This is a genomic window from Thioclava indica, from assembly GCF_000714545.1.
Classification (GTDB): domain Bacteria; phylum Pseudomonadota; class Alphaproteobacteria; order Rhodobacterales; family Rhodobacteraceae; genus Thioclava; species Thioclava indica.
The window spans coordinates 117,144-134,209 of sequence record NZ_AUNB01000001.1; the positions used below are offsets into that span (position 1 = coordinate 117,144).

Consider the following 17,066-nt stretch of genomic DNA (forward strand, 5'->3'; position numbering starts at 1 on the left):
CGTAACACCGCGAAAGGAAGCGTGAAGACACAGCCCTTGCGGCAAGGTTCGCAATGGGTAAAACGGGGGCGAGCAGAAGAAAAGGCACGTTTCATGGCAATTGCGCTGATCACCCTCGCGGCGGGGCAAGGCACCCGTATGATGTCTGACCTCCCCAAGGTGCTTCACCAGATCGGGCGCGCACCGCTGCTGGCCCATGCGCTGGCCAGCGCGCGTAGCTTGGAGCCCGCGCGCGTGATCGTGGTGGCCGGGCATGGCGCGGATCAGGTGGGCAAGGCGGCGGTGAAAATCGCCCCCGAGGCCGAGATCGTGCTGCAAGAGGAACAGCTTGGCACCGGTCATGCCGTGGCCCAGGCCCTGCCCGCGCTGGAGGGCTTTGAGGGCCGCGTGATTGTGCTTTATGGCGACACGCCCTTCATTGCTCCCGAGACGCTGGCGCAGATGGCGGCCAGTGACGCCGCCGTGACCGTGCTGGGGTTCGAGACAGCCGATCCGGGCCGCTACGGGCGGCTTGTGACGCAAGGCGCAATGCTGGAGCGGATCGTTGAATTCAAGGATGCAACAGATGAAGAACGCGCGATAACGCTTTGCAATTCCGGCGTTATTGCCTGTGACGCGGCACTGTTGGGCGCGCTTGTCACGGGTCTGTCCAATGACAATGCTTCGGGCGAATATTACCTTACCGATATCGTCGCCGCCGCGCGTGCCCGAGGGCTAACAGCGCAGGTCGTGACCTGTGACGAGGCCGAAACGCTGGGCATCAACACACGCGCCGAACTCGCCCGCGCCGAGGCGCAATTCCAAGCCCGCGCCCGCGCTGAGGCGCTGGAAAACGGCGTCACGATGGTTGATCCGCAAACGGTGTATTTCGCGCTCGACACGTATCTGGGCAGCGATGTGGTGATCGGGCCCAACGTCGTATTCGGCCCCGATGTGACCGTCGAAAGCGGCGCGCAGATCGAGGCGTTTTGCCATCTTGAGGGTTGTCATATCTCGCGCGGTGCCACCGTCGGCCCGTTTGCCCGCCTGCGCCCCGGCGCGGAACTGGCCGAGGATGTGCATATCGGCAATTTCGTCGAGGTGAAGAACTCGGTTCTTGCCGAAGGGGTCAAGGTTGGTCATCTGACCTATCTGGGCGATGCCGATATCGGCGCGCATACCAATATTGGTGCCGGCACGGTGACGTGCAATTATGATGGCGTGATGAAGCATCGCACGGCGATTGGCGCGCAGGCGTTCATCGGGTCTGACACGATGCTAGTGGCCCCTGTTACGGTGGGCGACGGTGCGCTGACGGGCTCCGGTTCGGTCATCACCGAAGACGTGCCCGCCGATGCCATCGCGCTTGGACGCGCCAAACAAGTTAATCGAAACGGATTAGCCGGAAAACTATTTTCAAAACTGCGCGCGGAAAAAGAGCGCATGAAGAAAGGCTCGTAAATGTGTGGAATCGTAGGCGTTCTTGGCAGTCATGAGGTCGCGCCGCTGCTGGTGGAAAGCCTCAAGCGGTTGGAATATCGCGGCTATGACAGCGCCGGGATCGCGACCGTTAACGACGGCAAGCTGGATCGCCGCCGCGCGGTTGGCAAACTGGTGAACCTGTCCGATCTGCTGGTGCACGAACCACTCGCGGGCAAATCGGGCATCGGTCACACCCGCTGGGCCACCCATGGCGCGCCAACTGCGAGCAACGCGCATCCCCATCGCTCGGGGCCAGTCGCGGTCGTGCATAACGGCATTATAGAGAATTATCGCGTGCTGCGCGAGGAACTTGCGCAGGCGGGCATCTCGCCCGAGACGCAAACCGATACCGAAACCGTGGCCCAACTGACGCGGATGTTCATGGATCGTGGGATGGGTGCGAAAGAGGCCGCGATTGCCACGCTGGGCAAGCTGGAGGGGGCGTTTGCGCTGCTCTGGCTGTTTGAGGGCGAGGACGATCTGATGATCGCGGCGCGCAAGGGCAGCCCGCTGGCGATCGGGCATGGCGATGGCGAAATGTATGTCGGCTCGGATGCGATTGCGCTGGCGCCGATGACCGACCGGATCACCTACCTTGAAGAGGGCGATTACGCGATCATCACCCGCGCGGGTGCCGAGATTTTCGACGCTGCCGGACGGCGCGCCAATCGCGATGAGCAACGCATTGATCTGGGCCAGGCGCAGGTTGAAAAGGCGGGTTACAAGCATTTCATGGGCAAGGAGATTGCCGAGCAGCCCGTGGTACTGGCTGACGCTTTACGACATTATCTGCCAAAAACCGGGCTGAATCTGCCCCCGGAATTGGACTTTTCCAACATTGACCGGATTACGCTGGTCGCCTGTGGTACCGCCTTTTACGCCTGCTCGGTCGCGAAATACTGGTTTGAGGAGTTCGCGCGCATTCCGGTTGAAATCGACGTGGCCTCGGAGTTCCGCTATCGCGAGCCGCCGCTGTCGCCGCGCAGCCTTGCGATCTTTGTCAGCCAGTCGGGCGAGACTGCCGACACGCTGGCCGCGCTGCGTTATTGCCAGGAAAAGGTCGCTAGGACCGTTGCCGTGGTGAACGTGCCGACCTCGTCCATCGCGCGGGAATGCGACATTGCGCTGCCGATCATGGCGGGGGTTGAGGTCGGTGTGGCCTCGACCAAGGCGTTTACCGCACAGCTTGTCGTGTTGGCGGTGATGGCGCTCAAGGCCGGGCGGGATCGCGATGAGCTGGACGGCCCGACGCTGGGCACGCATGCCGATACGCTGCGCGCGCTGCCGGGGCTGATGAACACCGCGCTGGCGTTGTCAGAACCGATTGCCAAGCTCGCCGAAAGCCTTGCCGAGGCACAGGATATCTTGTTCCTCGGGCGTGGGCCGATGTATCCGCTTGCCTTGGAAGGCGCGCTGAAACTCAAGGAAATCAGCTACATCCATGCCGAAGGCTATGCGAGCGGAGAGCTGAAACACGGCCCCATCGCGCTGATCGACCGCATGGTTCCGGTGATCGTGATGGCACCGCATGACCGGCTGTTCGACAAGACCGTCTCGAACATGCAAGAGGTGATGGCGCGTCACGGGATGGTGCTGCTGGCGTCAGATTCCAAAGGGCTGGCCGAGGCAGACGAAGGCACTTGGGCGCAGTTACAACTGCCTGAAATCGCTGAGCCTTTCGCGCCGATCCTCTATGCTATTCCGGCGCAATTGCTGGCCTATCACACGGCGGTCGCCAAGGGCACCGATGTGGATCAGCCGCGCAACTTGGCAAAATCGGTGACAGTCGAATGAGCCGGAAACGCGGCAAGCGGGGCATCGCGCGCCCCCGCGCAGAGGATTTCGTGCCGCTCCCGCCCGAGGAAGAGGCGCGCCTGCGCGCCGAGGCCGAGGCCTATGCCGCCTCGACTGCCGAATACGAAAGCTTTGCCGAACCCGAGGACGGGAGTGAACCGCTTGGCCCGCCGCCCTCGCTTGAGGATGCGATCTTTGCGTTGGAAAGCTGGCAAGACGCGGGAAAAGCGGCACAAATGGCGCAGTATCACAAGGCAGAGCGGCACTATCTGGGCATTACCAACGCCGCGATTGACGATATGGTGGCGCTGTGGCGTGGCCAGTTGGACGTTGACGGACGGGTCGATCTCGCGCGTGGGCTTTGGGACACCAACATCCACGAAGCGCGCATCGCTGCCGCCAAACTGCTGGTGCAAGCGCGGCTGCGGCCCGATCAGGCAGCGTGGGATTTGATTGCTGAATGGGTTGAGCAACTTGATGCTTGGGCGATTGCCGATCAGGTCTGCAAAGCGGGTGAAAAGCGGCTGGTGGCCGATCCTGCGCGCCTTGATCAGGTCGAGACATGGACGCAAAGCGAAAACCTCTGGGCGCGCCGTTCTGCCTTTGTGATCACACAGCCTTGGACCAAGCAACGCAGCCCCAAACCCGAAGATCTGGCCGTGCGCGAACGTGTGCTGGGCTGGGCCGAAGCACTGGCCGCAGACCGCGATTGGTTCATTCAAAACGCTATCGCGTTCTGGCTGCGCGATCTGTCGAAAAAAGACCCCGAAAGGGTGCGGGCATGGCTGGAAACCTCGGGTGAGACGCTCAAGACTTTCGCGCGCAAAGAGGCATCTAAGTTTTTGTAACTACGAAAGAAACCTGTCGTAATCGCTGACCAAAAGATGGCGCGGCTCTGCGTCTTCTTCGATCTGCGAAAACCGCCCGATTGGGTCGCGAAAGATATTATCGGTGCGGTCGTCATTCACGGTTGAGACCTCGCCGATCAGCACATCGCCGCCCTCGCCCCAAAAGGCATGCCAGTCACCCGGACGCAGCGTCACGCTTTCGCCGGGGCGCAGATTCAACACCTCGCCCGGCGCGAAACGGCGCGGAACACCGTCGCACATCACGACCCCGCCTGCGGTTTCGTCAAACGCTCCCTGCGCGTCTGACCCGTAAAGTTCGACCGCCAGCAACGCCCCGCCCCGATTGATGATATCCTCGGCCTTAATGACATGGGTGTGCATCGGGCTGATTTGATCTTTGCGCGAAATCAACAGCTTCTCGGCATAGGCCATGCCGTGACCCGCCTGCAAATCCCGCAGATCGCCGTTGCGCAGGGTGAACAGGAACAGCCCCAGAGCGTCGAAATCGCCCTGCCCGTAATCGGTGATATCCCAGCCCATCTGCGCGTCGACCACGCGTTGGGCTTGGGGCAATCGGGCGCGAAATTCGGCCGGGCTCCACCATGCGAAAGGGGGTAAACGAAAGCCGAATTCGAGGATCATCTCTTCGGCCTCGGCCATGATTTCATTGACGCGCGAGCGTTTCATATCGTCTCCCGTTCTTGTTTCAGGCGACGCAGGCCGCGCGATGTTTGCCAGCGGCCCAATCGCGCACCGCGTCACCAAACGCCTCAAATAATGGGCGCGAGACCGGATCCTGCGCCGCCTGCCATTCGGGATGCCATTGCACCGACAGCGTAAAGCCACGCGCGCCGCGCACCCAGATCGCCTCGGGCGTGCCATCGGGCGCGCGCCCCTCAACCACGATACGTTCGCCGGGCTGGCAAATCCCCTGCCCGTGCAGCGTGTTGGTTTCGACCTCATCCGCGCCGAAAAGCCGGGCAAATTTCCCGCCCGGTTCCAGCGAAACCATATGCCGATTGGAAAACCCGTGCGCCAAGTCGCCCTCAGGAGGCATGCGGTGGTTCATCCGCCCCGGCAATTCGCGGATCTCGGGATGAAGCGTGCCGCCCATCGCCACGTTCACTTCTTGGAAACCACGGCAAATGCCAAAGAACGGCTGACCCGTTTGCACGCAATGGCGCACAAGCGGCAGGGTGATCGCATCGCGGGCCTGATCGAATGTGCCGTGCTTTTCGGTCGCTTTCTCGCCATATTCGGACGGGTGCACATTGGGGCGCCCGCCGGTCAGCAGGAACCCGTCACACACCTCGCACAGCTCGGCAATCGAGAAATAGGCCGGATCAGCGGGGATCAAAAGCGGAATACAATCAGAGACTTCGCTGATGGCTTGCGAGTTCAACTGCCCGCCCTCATGGACAGGGTAGCGATCCCCGACAAGGCCGCGATTTCCGATAATGCCAATAACAGGTCTCGTCATATTGTCCCCTTTTCCGTCCCAAGCTAGGGGCAGGCGCGCAGCGAGAAAAGGCGAAAAATGCGCAAGGGGCTGTGCATAGGGTCGCAATCGAGGCCCAACGCGCGCCTCAGGCCGCCAGATCGTGACGCAAGATCGCGGCTTCCGACGATTTCAGCGCGCGGCGTGCATAGGCCCCGTAGCTGAGGGGGTTTTCGGCGACTTCGGGGATGATCTCGCGCAGTCCGGCACGTTGCTCGGGGGCGATCATTTCCAGCGCGGTTGAGGCGGGGTGGAAGCTTTCTGTCTCCAGCCCGTTGGCCCAAAGAACCTCGTGGCGGTCCAGCAGCAGGTGGATGTAGTGCAGTTCTGGCATTCCGCCCTCAAAGCGGATCGAGCGGCCATTCACCAAATCGCAGGCGCGCACCAGAACCTCGTCCTCGGCGAAAAGCGCGCGCGCAGCAGGGCCGCGCAGCAGCATCCGGTGTTGGGGCGAGACCAACAGATCGGCATCGGGGCGCTCGATCCCCAACGCGCCGCCCGAAATCCGCACCGGGCGTAAATGCGGCATCGCGTGAAGGCGCGCGCCCGAGATCCGGCGCTGGCCGATCCAGCGGATCGCTTGGGGGCCGTCATCGCGCGTGGCAACGCGGTCGCCGGGGCGTAAGGCTTCGACCGGGCGGCGACCATCGGGGGTGTTGATCAGCGTGCCGGGGGTGAAACAAATCACGCCAGCGGGACCGTTGCGCACTGATTTCGGACGCAGATCAAGCGCCCGATCCACCACCCAGAGATCGCTGTCAGCGGGCGGGATGCGGCCTGTGAACATCAGCAAGCGCGCGCCGCTATCGAGCAATTCAATTAGCGTGACGACATAAGCGTGATAGCCATCGGTCACGGTAAAGCTTTGATTTGGGGTGTCTTCTTCGGGGATATCAAGCGGCGTGCGGCGTGCGCCCACCGCGTCCCCCAGCAAACGACGCACGACTTTGGACGCGCGTGCGCGCCGCGCCTCATCGCCCACAGCATCGCGCAAAATCAGCAAATCATTGGGACCATCAACGCGCAGCGCCTCGCCGCTCCAGCGCCAGGTTGCCCCCACCGTCACAATATCGGGCGCGGGCGACGGCGTGCCGTCGATTTCCGTCTGCGCCCATGAAATGACGAACGTGCCTTGATAGCGCGCCTTGCTCATCTGCCTCATTTTCGTTCAGCGGAGCCTGTTTTTCGGCCCTCATTTTACTGCTCAGGCAAAGCTAACACAGAGGAATCGTCAAAGAAATAGTTTTTGTGACGTAAAGGTAAGGCGCAACTTGGAATTTCGCCGCTTTCCGCAGCCCCCTTGTTCACGCGGTCCGATGCTGCTTGCGGCGATGCGCGCGGGCTTCACTGAAACTTGCGTATAAGTGAGCTTGCCCTAGCCCCCAACGGCCAAATTTAATGTTAGGCATTCGCAATTGCTAAGACCTGACATGCGCTGGTTAAGACGTCGATCAGAGCAACGGGAGACTGCATATTCCGATGGCTTTGCGGCACGGATCAGGGAAGGACACCCAATGACGAGACTTACGCAAATTTTCGCAGTCAGCGCCTTGGCGCTCGCCGCCGCCGCCGCTCCGGTTCTGGCCCAAAATGGCCAGCCTGGCGACATGATGCCAAGCCCAAGCAGTGGCGGACAAAACGGGGCGGATCCCGCCTATTTCATGCCCGCCGATCCGCATCTAAGCCAGTTCGATCAGGCCCGCTTGCAGCAAATCTCGGGAACGACGGATGATCTGAGTAATCTTGGCTACGTCAAAGTGGCGGCCCTTGAGAACGCGCTCGTGCATCCCTTTGCTGCGAGCACACGCGCCCGCTTGATTTCGCAATCGCTGAACAGCGCGATCTAAACGCGAGCGACAAAGCGGCCCGCGCAAACGGGCCGCCAATCACGTTACTTGCGCGATGATTTCATCATCCACAGCTCTTTTTCGTGCCATTCAAGACGGTCGGTCAGCATCCCCGCCGACACCTCATCGCCCGCATCCTGCGCGGTGGTGATCGCTTCGCGCAGAGTGTCGGCCATATCGCTGTTGGCCGCGATTAGCGCATCGACCATTGCCTCGGCGGATTGTGCGGCGGCGGGCGTCTCCCCGGCCAGCGCAACCAACTCGCTCAACGAGCCGGGCGCATAAGCCCCAAGGCAGCGGATACGTTCGGCGATCTCGTCCAGCGCCTCCCAAAGGTTCTGATACTGCTCTTCGAACAGCATATGCAGCTGGCGAAATTGCGGCCCTTCAACGTTCCAGTGATACCCGTGGGTCTGGACATAAAGGCCGAAGGTCTGGCCCAGAACATGTGTCAAGCTGTCGATATTGGATTGTTGGCTCATCGGAATTTCCTTTGTGTTTCAGGGTCGCGGGGGTGTCTCCGGCACATAAGTGCCGGGACGCAGATTTTAAAGCTGACGAGTCGAGAAGTACCAATCCACCGTGTTGTATCCCTCGTCAGCACGTGCCAGCGCGGCTTCGGGCGTGGCGGGCGTGGGCACGATCACCGCATCGCCGGGCTTCCAGTTTTCCGGCATCGCGCATTTGTTCTCATCCGCCGTTTGCAGCGCCACCAACAGGCGGTGAATTTCGTCAATCGAGCGCCCTGCAACCATCGGGTAGTAAACCATCGCGCGCAGCACGCCTTGCGGGTCGATGATAAAGGTCGCACGCACCGCCGAGGTGTCAGACGCGCCGGGCTGGATCATCCCGTAATCGCGCGCCACCGTCATCGACAGGTCGGCAATGATCGGGAATTTGATCTCGGTGCCGAACTTCTCTTTGATGTTGAGCATCCAGGCGATGTGCGAATAGTGGCTGTCAATCGAGAGCCCCAGCAGCGCGGTGTTGCGGGCTGCGAAATCATCCTGCTTCTTGGCGAAGGCGATGAATTCGGTGGTGCAAACGGGCGTGAAATCAGCCGGGTGCGAGAATAGGATCAGCCACTGGCCCTTATAGGCGTCCAGCGTTTGCTGGCCATGGGTGCTGGGCGCGTCAAAGCTGGGCGCGGGGGCGTTGAGCTGGGGCATCTGCGGGGCTTGGATCGTGTCGGTCATCTTTTTCTCCATCAAGTCTTGGTTGCGATGAGGTAGATTTAGCGACTGGCCATTGATAAATGAAATTGATTATAAAGATCGTAGTTATAGAGTAGGTGAATATGCAACCGATCATCACCCTGCGCCAGATGCGCTTTCTGACCGCGATTGCCGATACGCTGAACTTCTCGCGCGCCGCCGAGATCTGTTTCGTCACGCAGCCCACGCTGAGCACCGGCTTGCGCGAATTAGAGGACCGCCTAGGCGTGCAACTGGCCGAGCGCACGAAACGCTCGGTCATTCTGACGCCGGTCGGGGCAGAGATTGCCCGGCGCGCCCGCGCGGTTTTACTGGCCACGCAAGAGATTGAGGAACTTGCCGCCGCGCAATCGGCCCCCGAGGGGGGTGAGTTGCGGCTAGGCACGATCCCGACAATCGGCCCGTTCCTCATTCCGCGCGCCCTGCCCGATATTCGCGCGCGCTTCCCCGATCTGCGCCTGCTGCTGCGTGAGGAAATGACCGAAAGCCTGATCGCGGGGCTTAGCGCGGGGCGGTTGGATCTGATCTTGTTCGCCCTGCCCTTTGACGCTCAGGGAATCGAGGTGATGGAGCTATTCGAGGATGGCTATCACCTTGCCGCCCCGCCCGGCAGTCTTGGCCCAACGCCCGTGCGCGGCGATCAGTTAGAGGGCGCCAAGCTGATGCTGCTGGAAAAGGGCCATTGCCTGCAACGCCACGCGCTGTCTGCCTTCCCAGATCGCGATCTTGCCCAAGATGACAGCTTTTCCGCGACCTCGCTGACCACCTTGATTTCGATGGTCAGCGAGGGGTTGGGGATTACGTTGCTGCCCAATCTGGCGCTGGATGCGGGCGTGGCGCGTGGGCAGGATCTGGCGATTGCGCCGCTGCCTGATGCCTGCCCGCGCCGGGTGGTTTTAGGCTGGCGCACGAGCACCGCGCGCGCCAAGCTGTTCACGGCGCTGGGGCAGATCCTGATCGACACGCATCAGCGCATGAAAGCAGACTGAAACCTAGCGCGCGCGGATCGCTTTCGAATAGCTAAGCCCCGGATGGGCCGCTTGCGCATTGGCCATGATCAGCGCATGTGTGCGGCGCTCATCAACACTCCCCTGCCCCCCTAACACGCCAAGATCATTAAGATATTCCGGCAACCGCCCCGACATCACCAGACGCCAATTCACCGGCAGGTCCGATTTCAGGCTCAGCGCCAGCCTATAGACGGCAGTGGTGCAGTTCGCGCTGATCGTGTTGTAAAATTCCGGCTTCTTTTCAAGGCGCTGTGCGAGTGAAACATAGGACATGAACATCTCGCGGCGCTGCTCTGGCGTCAGATTGACGGGGTAAAGGCGCACCTCTTCTTGGCGCACATCGGTGCGCAACCGCACGATGTCGCGCTCGGTCGCGGCGACCAGAACCAATTCGAACTGGCGAAAGAAACCACCGACCTCGTTAAATTTCTCGCCCTCTTCGCGCCGGATCTCGACGGAATAGACGACGTGTTCGCCATCATCAAAGCCAAAGCTGACCAGCAGATGCGCGATATCGGGATTGTCCCAAACCGAGGTGATCATTTCGAGGCTGGCAAGCTGGTCCAGATCGTAGGTCTTGGTGATCCAGCGCTCGGTGGCATCGGTCTTGGTATGCCAGTCGAAATCGCGAATATTGGACAGGGTGACGCGGTTGCCATCGACCTGCGCCGTGACCCCGCGCGAGACCTCGGCGGCCCAGTCGCGATTATCGCGCGGCGTGATGGTTTGATACCAGCCACCCACGATCAGCACGCCTGTCGCCAGCACCAGCCAACCCAGACGACGCCGGTTGTAGCGCGCAATAAATGCCCCAAGGGCACCTAGCCCCAGCACGGTCAGCGCGGCGATACGCACGCCCCCCGCCAGATGCAGCCAAAGCGCGGTCGCCGACCAAGCCGCCCCGCCAATCACGAGCAGCGCAAACAGCGCATGGAAAAAGAAACGGGTAAACCGTTTGAAACGAGCCATCGAATAAATCCCCTCAAAGGGTGGCGGGGGCCACGCGCGGCGCAGCCCCCGGTCCTTGCAATCCTATCAGGCGGCGTCCTTGCCCGACACCTCTGCCAGCAAACGCTCGGTGCGGGCATCTTCGATCTTGTTATACAGACGATCGCCCTCTTCCTTGTCGCGCAGCGCTTTGGTGATTGCGGCGGTGGTATAGACCAGCATCAAGGCGGCCATCGAATAATAGCCCTTAGCGGTAAAGCTGGCGTCCAGCGACCAGATGCCGCCTGCCATCATCAAGACGGCAATGCCGAACATGAAATAGGTGAAGGTGTTCCAGGCCTTGGATACTTTGGGGGTGTAGGTTGTCATTGTTACTCTCCGAATGAATGGCACTTGGCCGTGATGTGGATTGGCCCGTCCTGTCGCAACACTCGCAGGGGTTGTGGGCCGATTGTTGACGCGTTTGCTGCAACTTTAGGTCACGTGAATGTTACTCAGCTTTCGCACGCAGCCGGGCCAGCACATCGGCGGCCTCGCTGCGCAAGGGCGCGCCGCATCCCGCCGCGGCCAGCCGGGCCGACGTCGCCTCGGCGCTTGAGCTAGAGGTCAGCTCGCCCATTGCGATCTCGACATCCTCGGCATGGGATTGGCGGCTTTGCAGACGCTCCAGCGTGGCCTCGGCCTCTTTGAGGCTGGCGATCACGCCATCGGGCATCGTGCCGCGCAGCTTTTGCGTGCGTTGCGACGCATCCGCGATTTGCTTGCCGCGTTGAAGCGTGCGCAGGCGTTGCTCGGCCAGACCGACCTGTTCGCGCAAGCGGCGGATTTCGCCGTCATAATGGGTGATCGAGGTCTGCGTCGCTTTGCGCTCGGCTTCCAACTCGGCAATCGCCGAGGCCGCCTCGACCGCCAGATCGTCACGCTCTTTGCGGATCGCGTCCATCGCGCGGGCCTCAAGATCGGCCATTTGCGTGTCCAGCTTGGCAGCCGATTTGCGCTCACGCTCGGCATAGGCCATCACCACCGCGACCGAGCGTTTCGCCCCTTGCAGCCCGTCTGCCGCATCGCGCAACTGCTGGCGCAGGATCGAGAGCGCATTGGCATCGCCAAAGGCCTCGGTGACATCATGGCTACGGCCGCGGATCAAAGTCGTCATCATCTTGAACATTGCCTTCTCCTTTGCTATGAACGCTGTTCATGAAGCCCTTATGCAGGAAGCATGAACGTCGTTCAAGAATAAAATGAACACTGTTCAAGAAAAAGTTTGGTGAAAGATGGGAAACAGTCGAGAAGAGAAGCGCGCCGACCTGCGCGCCCGCCTGATCGCAGCAGCGCAGGATCAGATCACCCAGCACGGGATCACCGGGCTTAAGGCGCGCGCGCTGACCACGCAGGCAGGCTGCGCGCTGGGGGCGCTTTATACCGCGTTCGAAGATCTCGATATGCTGATCTTGCATGTGAATGCGCGCACGCTGGCGCGGCTGGGCGAGACGCTGAAAGCCGCCCTGCCCGCGCCTGATGCGCCCCCTGAAGCGGCCTTGCAGGCGCTGGCCTCGGCCTATGTCGATTTCGCCTGCGCCAATCGCGCGCTTTGGATTGCGTTGTTTGAACATCGCCTGCCCGAGGGTGTGGAGATGCCGGACTGGCATCGCAAGGATCACGCCGTTCTGATCGAAGTGCTGATCGCTCCGCTTCATGCGCTGCGCCCCGATCTGGACGAGGCCGCGCTGGTCATGCGTTCGCGCACGACATTCGCGGCGGTGCATGGCGTGGTGCTGCTGGCGTTGCAGGGACGCTTTGTCGGCGTGCCGCTGGATCAGCTGAAATCAGAGGTCACAGCCCTTGTCAGCGCAATGACGCGGGGCGCGCATCTGGGTCAGGACGCGGGTTAGGCGCGTCCTGATCGCTTCAGAGTCGTTTCAGGATCAGGCGCTAAAGACCCGCTCGCGATACCCCCCCGAGAACGGCACCGCGCGCCATTGCGATTCGGGCTGGCGATTTGCGATCTCGTCGGGCAGCTCGATATCGTCAAACCCCGCACGCAACGCCGCGCGAAACTGATCCACCAAAAGCGGGCCGCAAGCGCGCAGATGCCCGCTGAACCCCGAACGCCGGATCAGCCCCGCCAACGAGAACCCGCGTCCGTCGGCGAAACTGTCAAAGCGGATCTCGATCAGCGAGGCGGTTTCGATCAGTGGCGCCAGCGCGGCGATATCGGCATCCGGGCCAAGGCGCAGCGCCGCGCCGGGGCGATGATCGTCGGGGCTGCGCCGCACGACGCCTGCAAAAGGATCGGCCACGAAACCGTCTTTGGACACAATCTGAGTCATCCCGCTTTCCTCCTGATGACACGCCCATCGGGCGCAAAATGGATACCGCATTCCTCACGTGTTTCATCGGCCCAGCGCCCCGCGCGCGGATCGCTGTTGGTTGCCGGCCGGGTGCAGGGCGCACAACCGATCGACGGATAACCGCGCGCCACAAGCGGATGACGCGGCAGATCGTGCATCTCGATATGCTGCGCCAGCATCGCGGGCGTCCAACTGGCCAGCGGGTTGATGCGCAAGCGGCCTGCGTGATCGGCCTCAAAGATCGGCATCTGCGCGCGCGGCCCGGTCTGAAACCGTTTGCGCCCGGTAATCGAGCCCGCGAAATCGCCCAGCGCACTTTCAAGCGGTGCGACCTTGCGCAAGGCACAGCACATCTTGCTGTCGCTCAGGTGTAAATCCTCGGGCAGATCAGGATCGGGCGTCAGCAAGCGCACATCGCGCAGTCCCAGATGGGCCGAAAGGTCACGCTGATACTGCAGAGTTTCAGCAAACAGCATCTGCGTTTCCAGCATCAGCACCGGCACATCGCGGTCGATCTGCGCCAGCAGATGCAACAGCACCGCCGAATCCGCCCCGAACGACGACACCAGCGCGATTTGGCCGGGCAGCGCCTCAAGCGCCGCGCGCAGGATCTCATCCGCCGGGGCCTGCGCGTAGCGCACATTCAGCCGCGCGGCGCTGGTTTGCGCGCCCGCGTTGGCACGGGTTTCGGGGACGCTCTCAAGCAGCCTTCGCATCACGCTCTCCATATAAAACGGCCTTGAAGGGCTCGATCCCGACACGGCGATAGGTTTGCAGGAAGGGTTCGCTGCGATCCTCGCGCAGATCCAGATACGCCTCGATCAGGCGACCGACCGCTGGCACGATTTCGTCATAGGCAAAGCCCGGCCCGGTGCGCGCCCCCAGCGTCGCCGTCTCGGTGCCATCGCCGCCAAGCGTGAGCTGATAGTTTTCCACGCCGGCCCGATCGAGGCCCAAAATCCCGATATGACCGACATGGTGATGCCCGCAGGCGTTGATGCAGCCCGAAATCTTGATCTTGAGCGGCCCGATATCGGCCTGCGCGTCCAGATCCCCAAACAGCGTTGAAATCTGCTGCGCAATCGGGATCGAGCGCGCGGTGGCCAGCGCGCAATAATCCAGCCCCGGGCAAGCGATGATATCCGACACCAGCCCGATATTCGCGGTCGCCAGCCCCGCCTGCGCCAGCGCATCATAGACCGCGCCCAGATCGTTGCGATGGATATGGGGCAGAATGACGTTTTGCTCGTGGCTGATGCGCAACTCGTCATAGCCGAACTGTTCTGCCAGATCGGCAAGCACGTGCATCTGATCCGCCGTAACATCGCCCGGCGTGCCGCCAATCGGCTTGGTCGAGACGGTGACGCTGACGTGATCCGCGCGCTTATGCGGGTGCAGGTTGGTGTCGAGGAACGAGCGAAACGCAGGGCCGGGCGAAAACGGCACCACCGGATCATCACGAAACGCGGGCGGGGCGAAGCCTTGCGCGATCTGCGCGGTGATCTCGGGCGACACATCGGGCAACAGACGGCGACCGCTGGCGAACTCGGCCTCGATCTTCGCGCGCAACTCCTCAAGCCCGGTCTCATGCACCAGTATCTTGATGCGCGCCTTGAACTTGTTGTCGCGCCGACCGCCCAGATTATAGACGCGCAAAATAGCCTCAAGATAGGCGAGCAGGTCGCGCTTTGGCAGCCAGTCGCGCACCTCTTTGCCGATAAACGGCGTGCGCCCCAAGCCGCCGCCGATCACCACCTGATAGCCGATCTCGCCATCCCGCTCGCGCAGGCGTAGCCCGATATCGTGAAGCTTGATCACCGCGCGATCCTGATCGGATGCCGTGACCGCCACTTTGAACTTGCGCGGCAGATAGGCAAACTCGGGATGATCGGTGGACCATTGCCGGATCAGCTCGGCGGTGAGGCGCGGATCTTCGACCTCGCCTGCCGCAGCGCCTGCGAAATGGTCCGCCGTGACGTTGCGAATGCAGTTTCCGCTGGTCTGGATCGCATGCATTCCGACCTCGGCAAGCGCGTCAAGCATATCAGGCACATCGGTAAGGCGCGGCCAGTTGAACTGGATATTCTGGCGCGTCGTAAAATGGCCATAGCCGCGATCCCAACGCTGCGATATCTCGGCCAGCTTGCGCATTTGCGCGCTGCGCAGCGTGCCATAGGGGATCGCCACGCGCAGCATATAGGCGTGCAGTTGCAGATACAGACCGTTCATCAGACGCAGCGGTTTGAACTCATCCTCACTCAGCGAGCCATCAAGCCGGCGCTCTACTTGGCCGCGAAACTCATCCACACGGGCGCGCAGGAAATCGCGGTCAAAGTCGGAATAGGCATACATTATGAAACCTCGTGCAGTTGCGGGTGGGTCTTGTGCGAGCGCACCCGATAAATCTCTCGGAAATGGGTGGGGCGCGGACCATTGGGCGTGATCGCGACCTCGGCGAGATACAGGCTGACGGCGCGGGCGGCTTCCGCGCCCGATTGCGCCTGCGCCAGCAGCACCTGCGCATCCTCGGGTGTTTCGGCCACCTGAGCCTTGGCGATGGAACGACACCACCCTGTGCCAGTGAACCAGATCGCATCTCCCTCAATCAGATGGTTGGCGCTTACAACCTGCGCCGGGATTGCGCGCGCCATTACAACGCCTCCCGAAGGGCTGCGGGAAGACCCGCGCGCGGCGCAATCCCCAGCAGCAACACCGCCGGACCCGTCACATCTTCCAGCGCATCCGCGAGCCCGATCAGATCGCTGGAAATGATGCGCTCATCGCTGCGCGAGACGTTTTCCACCACGCTCACCGGCGTGTCAGCCGTCGCGCCATGCATCATCAAGCGCCCGGTCAAAAACCGCGCCGCACGCTTGCCCATATAGATCGCCGCCACCGCGCCGGGGCGTGCCAGATCGCGCCAGTCCTGCTCGGCAAAGCCTTTGGCGTCATGACCCGTCACGATGCGCAGGCCCGCATTGCGCCCGCGTTGCGTCAGGCTTACGCCCAAGCCCGCCACCGCCGCCGAAGCCGCCGTGATACCGGGAGTGACGTCATAGGCGACACCTGCGCTGTCCAGCGCCGCGACCTCTTCATCGAGACGGCCAAACACCGCGGGATCGCCAGATTTCAGCCGCACGACACGCGCCTGCGCACCGTATGTCACCAGCAAATCATTGATATCGCCCTGATCCCATGAGGGGCCGAACCCCGTCTTGCCCACGTCGATCAGCAGCGCGTCGGGGCGCGTCAGGTCCAAAATCTCTTGCGTCACGAGACGATCATGGATCACCACATCCGCCGCGCCGATCAAGCGATGCGCGCGCAACGTCAGCAATTCGGGATCGCCCGGCCCTGCCCCCACGAAATGAACATGCGCGCAACCAGAGTCGCGCTTGGTCCCCTTGTTCGAAGGGTCGGAAATCGGGAAATGGCGCATCGGCTGGCTCCTGTTTACTTACCCCCAAACAGAACATTATTCCAAACCGCACAAGTCATACCCTTGCCAATCTGGAATTTGTTTTGTCTAAGCTTGCAAAACCAACCTTTCGTTCGCATAACCATTGAGAGAACAGAATGTCAGACATCGACGATGACGACCGACGCATCCTGATCGAGCTGCAACGTGATGCGACCCTGTCGCTGGAACGAATCGCGCAGCGCGTGGCCCTTGCGAAAACCACCGTCTGGAACCGCATTCAAAAGCTGGTGCAAAATGGCACGATCCTGCGCCAGGCCGCGATCCTTGATCCGCGCAAAGTGGGGCTGCGCGAGACGTTTTTCGTCTCAATCCGCACTGGCCAGCACGAGCGCGACTGGTTGGAGCGCTTTAAGGCCGTGATCGAGGACATGCCCGAAATCACCGAGGCGCATCGTCTGGCGGGAACGCTGGATTATCTGCTCAAGGTGCAGGTGGCCTCGACCGAAGAATTCGACCGCTTTTACAAAGACTTGGTCGCGCGCATCCCGATTCATGATGTCTCCTCCAGCCTGTCGATGGAGCAGATGAAACACAGCCTTGAACTACCGCTTTAGGGCGCGCGGACTGCCGCTCTGGCGCTCGCGCTGAAATCTGACATGCTGGCGCCAAATCCT

Annotated in this window: 20 protein-coding genes; 7 read left to right on the plus strand and 13 right to left on the minus strand. The window is 61.7% G+C overall.

The features are described from left to right. The first annotated feature begins 93 nt into the window (after window positions 1-93). From glmU to DT23_RS00600, 3 genes are read left to right on the plus strand one after another with little or no spacing between them, the layout of a single operon-like run. Entirely contained in the window at window positions 94-1,440 is a 1,347-nt protein-coding gene (glmU, locus tag DT23_RS00590; RefSeq protein ID WP_038127158.1) for a bifunctional UDP-N-acetylglucosamine diphosphorylase/glucosamine-1-phosphate N-acetyltransferase GlmU, read from the plus strand. After that, window positions 1,441-3,255 carry a glutamine--fructose-6-phosphate transaminase (isomerizing) gene (glmS, locus tag DT23_RS00595; protein WP_038127162.1) on the plus strand — a complete coding sequence of 605 codons (1,815 nt, stop codon included), beginning with the start codon at window positions 1,441-1,443 and terminating at the stop codon, window positions 3,253-3,255. It begins immediately after the preceding gene. Continuing rightward, the gene (locus DT23_RS00600; RefSeq protein ID WP_081846863.1) at window positions 3,252-4,103 is read left to right on the plus strand and encodes a DNA alkylation repair protein; all 852 of its coding nucleotides are present in this window, start codon (window positions 3,252-3,254) and stop codon (window positions 4,101-4,103) included. The genes glmS and DT23_RS00600 overlap by 4 nt, the downstream gene beginning before the upstream one ends. Here the strand turns inward: DT23_RS00600 and DT23_RS00605 are convergent, their stop codons facing one another. From DT23_RS00605 to DT23_RS00615, 3 genes are all read right to left on the minus strand, one after another. Further along, window positions 4,104-4,790, minus strand: a complete 687-nt coding sequence (locus DT23_RS00605; protein ID WP_038127165.1) for a D-lyxose/D-mannose family sugar isomerase — start codon at window positions 4,788-4,790, stop codon at window positions 4,104-4,106. Between the two features lie 19 nt (window positions 4,791-4,809). After that, on the minus strand, window positions 4,810-5,583 hold the full coding sequence (locus DT23_RS00610) for a gamma-glutamyl-gamma-aminobutyrate hydrolase family protein (protein WP_038127167.1): 774 nt from the start codon (window positions 5,581-5,583) through the stop codon (window positions 4,810-4,812). Window positions 5,584-5,689: 106 nt separating this feature from the next. Then, window positions 5,690-6,754, minus strand: a complete 1,065-nt coding sequence (locus DT23_RS00615) for a Hint domain-containing protein (RefSeq protein ID WP_038127170.1) — start codon at window positions 6,752-6,754, stop codon at window positions 5,690-5,692. Between the two features lie 361 nt (window positions 6,755-7,115). Between DT23_RS00615 and DT23_RS18310 the strand changes: the two genes are divergently transcribed. Next, window positions 7,116-7,448 carry a hypothetical protein gene (locus DT23_RS18310; RefSeq protein WP_051696942.1) on the plus strand — a complete coding sequence of 111 codons (333 nt, stop codon included), beginning with the start codon at window positions 7,116-7,118 and terminating at the stop codon, window positions 7,446-7,448. 44 nt (window positions 7,449-7,492) lie between these two features. Here DT23_RS18310 and DT23_RS00630 read toward each other — a convergent pair whose 3' ends face one another. Together DT23_RS00630 and DT23_RS00635 are read right to left on the minus strand one after the other, a co-directional pair. Further along, window positions 7,493-7,930: a Dps family protein gene (locus DT23_RS00630; RefSeq protein WP_038127176.1), complete on the minus strand. Its 438-nt coding sequence runs from the start codon at window positions 7,928-7,930 to the stop codon at window positions 7,493-7,495. A 66-nt stretch (window positions 7,931-7,996) separates the two neighbouring features. Next, window positions 7,997-8,644 (minus strand): peroxiredoxin, encoded by a 648-nt coding sequence (locus DT23_RS00635; RefSeq protein ID WP_038127178.1) that lies wholly within the window; start codon window positions 8,642-8,644, stop codon window positions 7,997-7,999. A 101-nt stretch (window positions 8,645-8,745) separates the two neighbouring features. Between DT23_RS00635 and DT23_RS00640 the strand changes: the two genes are divergently transcribed. Continuing rightward, window positions 8,746-9,651 (plus strand): hydrogen peroxide-inducible genes activator, encoded by a 906-nt coding sequence (locus DT23_RS00640; protein ID WP_038127681.1) that lies wholly within the window; start codon window positions 8,746-8,748, stop codon window positions 9,649-9,651. Window positions 9,652-9,654: 3 nt separating this feature from the next. Here the strand turns inward: DT23_RS00640 and DT23_RS00645 are convergent, their stop codons facing one another. The 3 genes from DT23_RS00645 to DT23_RS00655 all read right to left on the minus strand — a co-directional run bounded on the left by DT23_RS00645 (window position 9,655) and on the right by DT23_RS00655 (window position 11,788). After that, window positions 9,655-10,641, minus strand: coding sequence for an Lnb N-terminal periplasmic domain-containing protein (locus DT23_RS00645; protein WP_051696943.1), 987 nt, complete (start codon window positions 10,639-10,641; stop codon window positions 9,655-9,657). A 66-nt stretch (window positions 10,642-10,707) separates the two neighbouring features. Next, window positions 10,708-10,989, minus strand: coding sequence for a YiaA/YiaB family inner membrane protein (locus tag DT23_RS00650; RefSeq protein WP_038127181.1), 282 nt, complete (start codon window positions 10,987-10,989; stop codon window positions 10,708-10,710). Window positions 10,990-11,110: 121 nt separating this feature from the next. After that, the gene (locus DT23_RS00655; RefSeq protein WP_038127184.1) at window positions 11,111-11,788 is read right to left on the minus strand and encodes a PspA/IM30 family protein; all 678 of its coding nucleotides are present in this window, start codon (window positions 11,786-11,788) and stop codon (window positions 11,111-11,113) included. Between the two features lie 106 nt (window positions 11,789-11,894). Between DT23_RS00655 and DT23_RS00660 the strand changes: the two genes are divergently transcribed. Further along, entirely contained in the window at window positions 11,895-12,512 is a 618-nt protein-coding gene (locus DT23_RS00660; RefSeq protein WP_038127185.1) for a TetR/AcrR family transcriptional regulator, read from the plus strand. A gap of 33 nt (window positions 12,513-12,545) precedes the next feature. Here DT23_RS00660 and DT23_RS00665 read toward each other — a convergent pair whose 3' ends face one another. The 5 genes from DT23_RS00665 to cobA are packed head-to-tail and all read right to left on the minus strand — an operon-like array spanning window position 12,546 to window position 16,410. After that, the gene (locus DT23_RS00665) at window positions 12,546-12,950 is read right to left on the minus strand and encodes a DUF934 domain-containing protein (protein WP_038127188.1); all 405 of its coding nucleotides are present in this window, start codon (window positions 12,948-12,950) and stop codon (window positions 12,546-12,548) included. Beyond that, entirely contained in the window at window positions 12,947-13,687 is a 741-nt protein-coding gene (locus DT23_RS00670) for a phosphoadenylyl-sulfate reductase (protein WP_051696944.1), read from the minus strand. Before DT23_RS00670 ends, DT23_RS00665 begins: the two co-directional genes overlap by 4 nt. Then, window positions 13,671-15,323 carry a nitrite/sulfite reductase gene (locus DT23_RS00675; protein ID WP_038127190.1) on the minus strand — a complete coding sequence of 551 codons (1,653 nt, stop codon included), beginning with the start codon at window positions 15,321-15,323 and terminating at the stop codon, window positions 13,671-13,673. The genes DT23_RS00670 and DT23_RS00675 overlap by 17 nt, the downstream gene beginning before the upstream one ends. Further along, window positions 15,323-15,622, minus strand: coding sequence for a DUF2849 domain-containing protein (locus DT23_RS00680; RefSeq protein ID WP_038127193.1), 300 nt, complete (start codon window positions 15,620-15,622; stop codon window positions 15,323-15,325). The genes DT23_RS00675 and DT23_RS00680 overlap by 1 nt, the downstream gene beginning before the upstream one ends. Then, window positions 15,622-16,410, minus strand: a complete 789-nt coding sequence (gene cobA, locus DT23_RS00685; protein WP_081846865.1) for a uroporphyrinogen-III C-methyltransferase — start codon at window positions 16,408-16,410, stop codon at window positions 15,622-15,624. Before cobA ends, DT23_RS00680 begins: the two co-directional genes overlap by 1 nt. A gap of 137 nt (window positions 16,411-16,547) precedes the next feature. On the opposite strand from cobA, the gene DT23_RS00690 reads away from it, so the two are divergent. After that, window positions 16,548-17,006 carry an Lrp/AsnC family transcriptional regulator gene (locus DT23_RS00690; protein WP_051696945.1) on the plus strand — a complete coding sequence of 153 codons (459 nt, stop codon included), beginning with the start codon at window positions 16,548-16,550 and terminating at the stop codon, window positions 17,004-17,006. Window positions 17,007-17,066 lie beyond the last annotated feature (60 nt).